Below are 9,879 nucleotides of genomic sequence, written 5' to 3'. Positions count from 1 at the left end.
TCCCGAACAGGACAGTGAAACGACTCAGCGCCGATGATAGTGCGGGTTCCCGTGTGAAAGTAGGTCATCGTCAGGCTATTACAGCCAAAAAAGCCCCAACCAATCGGTTGGGGCTTTTTTATTGGCACGAGCAAAAGCAGAAACAAAAAGCGCCCCGTCCACGACAGGGCGCTTTTTTATTGGCAATTCAGATAATAGGCAGCGCTTTATTTGAATGAAATCGGGACATCCTAGACAGTCCCGACCATTTCAAGAATTCAGAGGTTCCGAACCTCGTCTTCCGTGATTTCAGCAGCCCGCGCAGCGACGAGTTCAGCCAGGATCTCCTGCGCCAAGGCATCCAGCGCCACGCCCTCGAAGAACCGAGCGCACACCATGGCCAGATAAGGCGTCTCGCGCACCCAGGCCATCCAGTCGCCACGCGACATTCGCTGTTTTTCCAGCAGCTTGAACTTGATCAGCACCTTGATCGCATGCCGCGCATGCTTGGTGGGATCCCGTTGCAGCCCCTCGAGCCGCCGCCGCGCCACCTTCAGCGCGGCTTCCACGTCCGTGAAGGTCGACCCGTGCCCCGGAATCACGATCGATGGCGCCAGGCGTTCGATCAAATCCAGAGTGACCGCCATCTCTCCGAACGACGGTTCGCCCTTCAGCTCCGGAAACGCGATACCGAACCCGTTCTCCCACAGCGCATCCGCGGACGCCAGGGTCCGCGACACAGGCTCGAAAAGAATGACCGAATGCGGATCGTGACCTGGCGCCGCATGGATCTGCCAGCACAGTCCACCGACATCGCGTTCGGTCCCGGGCTGCAGTAACCCAGAGACGCGAAACCGCGGGCAGCTCTGCCCCGTCGCCCTGAAGCTCAGCGCTTCTTCATCCCAGCGCTCCACCAGCGCCGCCTCGCCCGGCGGGATCTCGATGCGAAGGGCCGGATAGCGCGCCTGCAGCGCCGCATTACCGCCGCAGTGGTCGCTGTGCAGATGCGTGTTGAGCACCCGGTCCAACGGCCGCCCGTCCAATGCCGACTCGACCAGCGCCACCGTCTGCTCGGCGTGCGCCACATAGCCGGTATCGATCAGCGCCGTCTCATCGGCCCCGATCGCGAGGATGTTGTTGGACGACAGCCACCCACGCTCGAGCACGACGACATTCGCCGGCAACCCGGCGACCGCCGCCGCGCTCATTCAATGGCCCGCGGAGGCGGTGGTGCGAAGTTCGCGGCGCAGGATCTTGCCGACGTTGGTCTTGGGCAGCGCATCGCGGAATTCGATGTGCCGTGGGCGCTTGTAGCCGGTGAGTTGTCCATTGCAGTATTGCAGCACAGCCTCCTCGGTCAGGCTCGGGTCGCGGCGCACCACGAACACCTTGATCGCCTCGCCCTGCTTCTCGTCGGGCACGCCGATGGCCGCGCATTCCACCACGCCGGGGCACAGCGAGATCACGTTCTCGAGCTCGTTCGGGAACACGTTGAAGCCGCTGACCAGGATCATGTCCTTCTTGCGGTCGACGATGCGGCTGTAGCCGTCCTCCTGCATCACGGCGACGTCGCCGGTGCGCATGAAGCCGTCGGCGGTGAAGGCCGCCGCCGTCTCGGCCGGCTGGTTGTAGTAGCCCTTCATCACGTTCGGGCCCTTGATGCAGAGCTCGCCCGATTCGCCGATCGGCATCGAATTGCCCTCATCGTCCTTGATCGCGATCTCGATGCTCGGCAACGGCAGGCCGATGGTGCCGGTGAACTTGGTGTTCGATACCGGATTGTTGGTGCCGATCGCGCAGGTCTCGCTCATGCCCCAGCCTTCGATCATGGGGCAGCCGGTGGCTTCGAACCAGCGCTTCGCCGTGCCCTCCGAAGCGGCCATGCCGCCCGCCTGCGAGACGAACAGCGTCGAGAAGTCGATGGTCTTGAACTCGGGATGCATCAACAGCGCGTTGAACAGCGTGTTCACCGCCGGCAGCATGTGGAACGGTCGCTTTTTCAACACCGCGATGAATTTGTCGAAGTCGCGCGGGTTCGGCACCAGCGTCATGTGCGAGCCCTGGCGGATCACGAGCAGGCACAGCGTGAGCGCGAAGATGTGATACAGCGGCAGCGCCGCGATGCTGTTGACCTTCGCGAGGTCGCCCGCGCGCGCGAGCGCCGGCGTGAACCAGGCCTCGGCCTGCAAGGTGGCGGCCACGATGTTGCGATGCGTGAGCACCGCGCCTTTCGACAGTCCGGTCGTGCCGCCCGTGTACTGCAGGAAGGCGATCGAATCGAGCGTGCTCTTGTCGGCCGCCAGCGTGCGGCCGCGCCCTTCGCCGAGCGCCTGCGAGAACGGCGTGACCGTGCGGCCATCGCTCAGCGGCAGCTTGAAGGGCGGCACCATCTTCTTCAGGTGCCGCACCGCAAGCGTGATCCAGCTGCCGTAGAGGCCGCCGAGCAGGTCGCCCATCGCCGTGATGACCACGTGCTTCACGGGCGTCTTCTCGATCACCTGCTCGAGCGTGGAGGCGAAGTTCTCGAGGATCACGATGGCCGTCGCGCCCGAGTCCTTGAGCTGATGCTCGAGCTCGCGCGCGGTGTACAGCGGATTGACGTTCACGCAGGTGTAGCCGGCGCGCAGCACGGCACACATGGTGACCGCGAACTGCGGGATGTTCGGCAGCATGATCGCCACCCGCGCGCCGGGCTCGAGACCGCGCGACTGCAGCCAGGCGCCGAGTGCCTTCGATTGCGCATCGAGCTCGCCGTACGACATCCAGCGCTCCATGCACACCGAGAACGGGCGGTCGGCATAGCGGCCGAAAGCCTCGTCGAACATGTGGGAAAGCGATCGGTACTGCTCGGGATCGATCTCGTGCGGTACGCCGGCCGGATAGTGCTGTCGCGCGGATGTCTGCATGCAAGCTCCTTTGGCGCGGATTGTGGGAGCCGCACAGGACAAGCGACCAGCGGGCTTGTCCTAGGTAAATGCATCGGCTGTCGCCTGCGCGATAGCTGCCGATCGATGCATGGAGCTGACGGGAGCCGCGCGCTTGGGCGCAGCTACCGAAAGGAAGCTCAGGCCTTGCCGGACTCGCCGGGCTGCAGCACGCCGGCCGGAATGTCGGTCGCCGTCTCCAGCGCCCGGTACAGCGGCGCGAAGTCGGGCTCGGTCAGGTCGAACAGCTGCGCGAAGCTATCGATGACGAAGTAGTTGGCCTGGTAGGTGTCGATCTTGTAGAGCGTGCGCATGGTGCGCAGCAGATCGAGCGGCAGCCGCAGCGGCTCGTTCGAGCGCACCGCGTGCTGCAGTTCGCCGACCGAGCTCAGGATGCCGGCGCCATAGGCACGCAGTCCATCGGGCTGGCGGATCAGCCCGAACTCCACCGTGTACCAGTACAGCCGCGCCAGCTTCTCGCCGGCATCGAGTTCGTGGGCCTTGATGCCGCCCGCGCCGTAGCGCTGCACGTAGTCCGCGAAGGTCGGGTCGAACAGCATCGGCACGTGCCCGAACAGGTCGTGGAACACGTCGGGCTCGACGATGTAGTTGAACTCCTCGGGCTTGCGGATCCAGTCGGTGACGGGAAACTTGCGGTTCGCGAGCAGCGTGAAGAAGGGCAGCTCGGGAATCAGCCCCGGCACCGCCACGATCTCCCAGCCGGTGGCCTTGTGCAGCCGTTCGTTGAGCTCCTCGAAGCGCGGGATGCGGTCCTTCACGCCCAGCAGCGGCAGCGCCTTGATGAAGGCATCGCAGGCCAGCCCCGGCAGCTGCGCGGCCTGGCGCTCGTAGAGCCGCTTGTAGGTGTCGTGGTCGGCCGCCGTGTAGCTGGCCCAGTCCTGCGCGCAGGTGTAGTCGGCCTGCACCGTGCCGCCGCGCGAGTAGTCGCCGCGCGGCGGGCGATCGGAGGCGCCGTAGACGGCGGGCGTGACGACGGTGGCAGGGGTGTCCATGGGTGCTTCGGTTGATTACTTGAGCCAGCGGTCCATGACGCGCTGGAAGTCGCCGCCGGCCTGCTGAAGGTGAAGCCATTGGTCGACATAGGCCTTGAAGGCCACGTCGTCGCGCGGCAGCATCCAGGCCATTTCGCCGTATTGCAGCGGCTTGTCGGGATTGATCGCGCACAGGCCCGGCTTGAGCTTCTGCTGCACGATCGCCTCGGCCGACTCGGTCACGAACACGTCGGCGCGGTTGGCGAGGATCTCGTCGAAGATCGTCACATTCTCGCCGTGCAGCGTGAGCCGGGCCTGCTTGAAGTTGGTGCGGGCGAAGCGTTCGTTGCTGCCGCCCGGATTGAAGATGACGCGCGTGGCGGGCTTGTCGATGTCGGCCACGCTCTGGTACTTGGCCACGTCGGCGCAGCGCGCGATCGGCGTCTTGCCGTTGACCATGTAGGGCGCGCTGAAGAAGGCCCGCTTCTGGCGGTCGGTGGTCACCGATACGCCGCCCACGGCGATGTCGCACTTGCCGGCCGCGAGGTCGGGCAGCAGGTTGGCCCAGGTGGTCTTGATCCACTCGGGCTTGGCGCTCAGGCTGGCGCTGAAGCCGGCCATCAGGTCGACGTCGATGCCTTCGAACGAGGCATCGGCCTTCTGGAAGCTGAACGGCCGGTAGTCGCCCGGCGTGCAGATGCGCAGCACGGCCGCCTTCTGTACGCTGTCGAGGTGCGAGCCCGCGGCGCCGCCGGCCGGTGCGCCTCCCGGCCCCGCCGCGCATCCCGAAAGAACGACCGCCGCAGCGAGGGTGGTCAGGCCGATCGAGAGGATGTTGCGCATGCGGAGCTCCTGGAGGGTGGAAGGAGCGCTTATTTTGCGGCGCTCAGCACGCCGCGGCGCATCTGGTCGAGCTCGATGCTCTCGAACAGCGCCTTGAAGTTGCCGTTGCCGAAGCCGTCGTCGCCCTTGCGCTGGATGAACTCGAAGAAGATCGGGCCGAGTTGGTTCTCGCTGAAGATCTGCAGCAGCAGCGCGTCCTTCTTGCCGTCGATCAGGATCTTGCGCTTCTGCAGTTCTTCCACGCTCTCGCCGTGGCCCGGAATGCGCTTGTCGACCAGCTCGTAGTAGGTGTCGATGGTGTCCAGCAGGGTCACGCCCTTGGCGCGCAGCGCGTCGACCGTCTCGTAGAGGTCGTCCGAGCCCATCGCGATGTGCTGGATGCCTTCGCCCTTGTACATGTCCAGGTACTCCTGGATCTGGCCGGCCTGTTCCTTGCCCTCTTCGTTGATCGGGATGCGGATCTTGCCGCAGGGGCTGGTCATGGCCTTGCTCTTCACGCCGGTGACCTGGCCTTCGATGTCGAAGTACTTGATCTCGCGGAAGTTGAACAGCTTCTCATAGAAGCCGGCCCAGGTGTTCATGCGGCCGCGGTAGACGTTGTGCGTCAGGTGGTCGATGTAGGTCAGGCCGTTGCCCTTGGTGGTCAGGGCGTCCTGCGAGGCCACGCCCGGCAGCGGTTCGAAGTCCACGTCGTAGAAGCCGATGTTGCCGATGTCGCCGGGCTTCGCGCCGTTCTTGCCGGGCCAGCGGTCGACCAGGTAGATCAGGCTGTCGCCGATGCCCTTGATGGCGGGGATGTTCAGCTCGCCCGGGCCGGCCTTGTCGGCGAAGCCCCAGGCGCCCAGCGAGGTGGCGCGCTCGTAGGCGGCCTTGGCGTCCTGCACGCGGAAGGCGATGGCGCACACGCTCGGGCCGTGCTCGCGCGCGAAGCGCTGCGCGAAGGAATCGGGCTCGGCGTTCAGGATGAAGTTGATCTCGCCCTGGCGGTACAGCAGCACGTTCTTGTGGCGATGCTTGGCGATGGCCGTGAAGCCCATGCGCTCGAAGACCTTGCCCATGGCGACCGGATCGGGTGCCGCGTATTCGATGAATTCAAAGCCGTCGGTGCCCATGGGGTTGTCCCAGGGCGTGAAGGCGGGCGCGTCGGCGTGGCTCATGGCAGTCTCCGAAGAAGTGGGGATCGAGGGGAAAGTAAAAGGATGGCGGCTCGGCCAGTGCAGCAATGTAGGTCGACTGCCGCTCATGATTTCAGCGTTTGTGGGCGTGTTTCTTGGATCGATTGCAGGAAAAGTGCAAAAATCTCCTCATGGAAGCACTCGACAAGATAGATCGGCTGATTCTGCGCACGCTGCAAGCAGATGGCCGCGCCACCTACGACCAGATCGCCGAGCAGGTCAGCCTCTCGCCCAGCGCCGTGCTGCGCCGGGTCAAGCGGCTCGAGGAGCAGCGCGTGATCGACCGCTACGTGGCGCTGGTCAAGCCCGAGGCCGTCGGGCTGGGCCTCACGGCCTACCTCAACGTGCGGCTCGAAAAGCACACCGAGAGCCACAAGCGCAACCCCATGGACCTGTTCCGCGCCAGTGTGCAGACCTGGCCCGAAGTCGTCGAGTGCGCCGCCCTCACGGGCGAGATGGATTACCTGCTGCGCGTGGTCGTGGCCGACATGGCCCACTACAGCCGCTTCATCATGGACACCCTGCTCAAGCACCCGAGCGTGCAGGACTGCAAGACCAGTTTCGTGCTGGACCGTGTCAAAGCCACCACAGCCGTGCCGGTCTAGGCACGAAAAAGTTGCTCCGGGCACACGCTTTCGGGTATTGATTCACAAATGAGTCACGAAAGTGTCCCGCCGGGCTTGTGGGTTAAGGGAAAACCCTTACATTCAAGCCATGCTTACCGCCAAGGACCTCCTCAGGGCATCCCTCGGCCTCGGCTCTTTTCTGAAGGCGCCGATGGTTGAGGCCCAACCACGCGCCGTTGCCGCGCCGCAGCCCGTCATGGTGCCGATCCGCTCGATCGGCCCGCGCGAGCGCGAGCGCATCGCGCGCCACCTGCTGGCGCTCAGCGCCCACGACCGCTACCTGCGCTTCGGCTATGCCGCGGGCGACGAGCAGGTGCAGCGCTATGTCGACGGCCTCGACTTCGACCGCGACGAGCTGTTCGGCATCTACAACCGCAAGCTCGAGCTGATCGCGATGGCCCACCTGGCCTTCGCGCCCGACGACCAGCACAGCGACTGCGCCGAATTCGGCGTTTCCGTCTCGGCCCATGCCCGCGGACGCGGCTATGGCGCCCGGCTGTTCGAGCGCGCCGTGGTCGTGGCGCGCAACGAAGGCGTGGGCATGCTGTTCATCCATGCGCTCAGCGAGAACGCCGCGATGCTCAAGATCGCGCGCAATGCCGGCGCCACCGTGGTGCGCAGCGGTTCCGAATCGGAAGCCCACCTGCAGCTGCCGAGCGCCACCTTCGACAGCCGCATGAGCGAGATCGCGCTCGAGCACTACGCGGCTGTCGACTTCCACCTCAAGTCGCGCGCCAAGCAGTTCTGGGCCTTCCTGGCCAGCCTGCAGGAAGTCCGCAGCGGCGTGCGCAGCGCGCGCGGCAAGTCCGCGCAATAAGGCCCTCGGGCGGCCCGGCCCTGCCCGGGAACGCTCCTTGCATACCCCCAGGCGGACCCGGTAGAGCCTGTCACATGCAATCCGGTATCCTTGCACTCCCCCCAACTACGCCCTCCCGCAGTGGCCGAACCTCACCCTGAACGCGCACCCGTCGAACGGGAAGACAAGCGCGGCTTTCTCCAGAAGCTCGCCGAATTCATCCATCCCGGTCCGGACTCGCGCGACGAGCTGATCGAAACCCTGGCGGATGCCGAAGACAACCAGGTGATCGGCGCCGAATCGCGCGTGATGCTCGAAGGCGTGCTGCGCATGGCCGACATGACGGCCGGCGACGTGATGGTCGCGGCGCCGCGCATGGACCTGGTGAACATCGACGCCCCCTACGACGCGCTGCTGCACCTGGTCATCGACACCGCGCACTCGCGCTTCCCGGTGTACGAGGGCGAGAAGGAAAACATCATCGGCATCCTGCTCGCGAAGGACCTGCTCAAGCTGCAGCGCGCGCCGGGCCTGAACATCCGCGCGCTGCTGCGGCCCGCCACCTTCGTGCCCGAGAGCAAGGGCCTCAACGATCTGCTGCGCGAATTCCGCGGCAACCGCAACCACCTGGCGATCGTCATCGACGAGTTCGGCCGCGTGGCCGGCCTGATCACCATCGAGGACGTGCTCGAGCAGATCGTCGGCGAGATCGAGGACGAGTTCGACATCGCCGAGGACGAGGGCGACATCTTCGGCCTGGCCGACCACACCTACCGCGTCTCGGGCGACACGCCGATCGAGCGCGTGGCCGAGGCCTTCGGCATCGTGTTCGACGAGGAACAGCTCAGCGAGGACTTCGACACCATCGGCGGCCTGATCGCGCACGAGATGGGCCACGTGCCCAAGCGCGGCGAGCACCATGCGATCGGCGGCTTCGACTTCGTGGTGCTGCACACCAAGGGCGGCGCGGTGCGCTGGTTCAAGGTGTCGCCGGCCCGCGGCGGCGACGCGGCCGACTGATGCGCGCCGCACTGCTGGCCCTGGCCTTCCTGCTGGCCGGACTGGGGCAGGCCGCCTCGATCGCCTTGCCCGGCTCGGGCCGGCCGATGTGGCTGCTGCAGCTGGTGTCGCTCGCCGTCCTCGCCTTCGGGCTGCGCCGCCTGCGCGAGCAGCACGCGGGCTGGCGCCGCGCCGGACTGCATGCCTGGCTGTTCTCCACCGCCTGGCTCTGCGGCACCTTCTGGTGGCTCTTCATCTCGATGCACACCTATGGCGGCCTCGCCGCGCCGCTGGCCGCGATCGCGGTGCTCGCACTAGCCGCCGCGCTCGGCCTGTACTACGCCTTGGCCGGTGCCTGGTTCGTGCGGCGCGGTCCGCGCGGCACGGTCACAGGCGCACTGGTGTTCGCCGCGCTGTGGACGCTGGCCGAGCTGGTGCGCGGCAGCTGGTTCACCGGTTTTCCCTGGGGCGCGGGCGGCTATGCGCATGTCGAAGGCCCGCTCTCGGGCTGGGCGCCGTGGATCGGCGTCTACGGCATCGGCGCCGTGGCGGCCCTGGCCGCTGCACTGGTCGCGCTGGCACGGCCCGCGGCCCGCGCCGAACTCGCGGGCGCGGCGTTGCTGGTCGCGGTCGTGTTCGGCTTTCCGCTCGTGGCCCAGCCCTCGCGCGGCGAAGCCGCGGGCACGCTGCAGGTCGCGCTGCTGCAGGGCAACATCGCGCAGGACGAGAAGTTCGTTCCCAATGGCGGCATCGAGAACGCGCTGCGCTGGTACGGCGAACAGCTGCGCGATGCCAGGGCCTCGCTGGTGGTCACGCCCGAGACCGCGATCCCGCTGCTGCCGCAGCAGCTGCCCGCGGGCTACCTCGAGGCGATCCAGACACGCTATGCGAGCGGCAGCCAGGCGGCCGTGGTCGGCCTGCCGCTGGGCGACCGCCAGGGCTACACCAACACCGTGCTCGGCTTCCGGCCCGGAGCCGCCTCGGCCTACGCCTACAGCAAGCACCACCTCGTGCCCTTCGGCGAGTTCATTCCCTTCGGCTTCCGCTGGTTCATCGACATGATGAGCATCCCGCTCGGCGACTTCCGCAGCGGCGGCCTCGCGCAGCCCGCGCTCGCCTGGCAGGGCCAGCGCATCGCGCCGAACATCTGCTACGAGGACTTGTTCGGCGACGAGATCGGCGCCAACTTCCGCGACGCGGCGACGGCACCGACCATCCTGCTCAACGTCAGCAACATCGCCTGGTTCGGCGACTCGATCGCCATCGACCAGCATCTCGCGATCTCGCGCATGCGCGCGCTCGAGTTCGCGCGGCCGATGGTGCGCGCCACCAACACCGGCGCCACCGTGGTCATCGACGCCGAGGGCCGCGTGACCCATGCGCTGCCGCGGCTCACGCGCGGCGTGCTCGAGGCCCCGGTCGAGGGCCGCACCGGCCTCACGCCCTATGCGCGCTGGGTTGCGCACCTCGGGCTGTGGCCGCTGTGGGGCCTGGCCTGCGCGATCGTCGCGGTCGCCTTCGTGCGGCGCCGCCGCGCGGCCTGAC

The 9,879-nt window shown here is 66.6% G+C and carries 10 protein-coding genes; 5 read left to right on the top strand and 5 right to left on the bottom strand.

The genetic code is table 11. The features are described 5' to 3' along the window. A partial coding sequence (locus tag AC07RV_RS45080; RefSeq protein ID WP_492716531.1) for a hypothetical protein occupies positions 1–218 on the top strand: 218 nt, incomplete at its 5' end. A gap of 39 nt (positions 219–257) precedes the next feature. Here AC07RV_RS45080 and AC07RV_RS45075 read toward each other — a convergent pair. From AC07RV_RS45075 to hppD, 5 genes are all read right to left on the bottom strand, one after another. After that, entirely contained in the window at positions 258–1,187 is a 930-nt protein-coding gene (locus AC07RV_RS45075) for an MBL fold metallo-hydrolase (protein WP_296775144.1), read from the bottom strand. Beyond that, on the bottom strand, positions 1,188–2,885 hold the full coding sequence (locus tag AC07RV_RS45070; protein WP_296775148.1) for an AMP-binding protein: 1,698 nt from the start codon (positions 2,883–2,885) through the stop codon (positions 1,188–1,190). Between the two features lie 158 nt (positions 2,886–3,043). After that, positions 3,044–3,916, bottom strand: a complete 873-nt coding sequence (gene phhA, locus AC07RV_RS45065) for a phenylalanine 4-monooxygenase (protein ID WP_093348323.1) — start codon at positions 3,914–3,916, stop codon at positions 3,044–3,046. A gap of 15 nt (positions 3,917–3,931) precedes the next feature. Then, entirely contained in the window at positions 3,932–4,738 is an 807-nt protein-coding gene (locus AC07RV_RS45060) for a transporter substrate-binding domain-containing protein (protein ID WP_296775153.1), read from the bottom strand. A gap of 29 nt (positions 4,739–4,767) precedes the next feature. Beyond that, the gene (hppD, locus tag AC07RV_RS45055; protein ID WP_093348317.1) at positions 4,768–5,895 is read right to left on the bottom strand and encodes a 4-hydroxyphenylpyruvate dioxygenase; all 1,128 of its coding nucleotides are present in this window, start codon (positions 5,893–5,895) and stop codon (positions 4,768–4,770) included. Positions 5,896–6,044: 149 nt separating this feature from the next. Between hppD and AC07RV_RS45050 the strand changes: the two genes are divergently transcribed. The 4 genes from AC07RV_RS45050 (at position 6,045) to lnt (ending at position 9,878) form a co-directional block, all read left to right on the top strand. Beyond that, entirely contained in the window at positions 6,045–6,518 is a 474-nt protein-coding gene (locus AC07RV_RS45050; protein WP_057596999.1) for an Lrp/AsnC family transcriptional regulator, read from the top strand. Positions 6,519–6,627: 109 nt separating this feature from the next. Then, positions 6,628–7,356 carry a GNAT family N-acetyltransferase gene (locus AC07RV_RS45045; protein ID WP_296775157.1) on the top strand — a complete coding sequence of 243 codons (729 nt, stop codon included), beginning with the start codon at positions 6,628–6,630 and terminating at the stop codon, positions 7,354–7,356. A gap of 120 nt (positions 7,357–7,476) precedes the next feature. Beyond that, positions 7,477–8,355, top strand: a complete 879-nt coding sequence (locus AC07RV_RS45040) for a CorC family transporter (protein WP_057596996.1) — start codon at positions 7,477–7,479, stop codon at positions 8,353–8,355. Continuing rightward, the gene (lnt, locus tag AC07RV_RS45035; protein ID WP_296775160.1) at positions 8,355–9,878 is read left to right on the top strand and encodes an apolipoprotein N-acyltransferase; all 1,524 of its coding nucleotides are present in this window, start codon (positions 8,355–8,357) and stop codon (positions 9,876–9,878) included. Before AC07RV_RS45040 ends, lnt begins: the two co-directional genes overlap by 1 nt. Position 9,879 lies beyond the last annotated feature (1 nt).

The sequence above is a fragment of the Variovorax sp. GW821-FHT09B01 genome, assembly GCF_059418345.1.
Note: the sequence above shows the minus strand (reverse complement) of the source record. Positions and strands in the feature narration are given on the sequence as shown.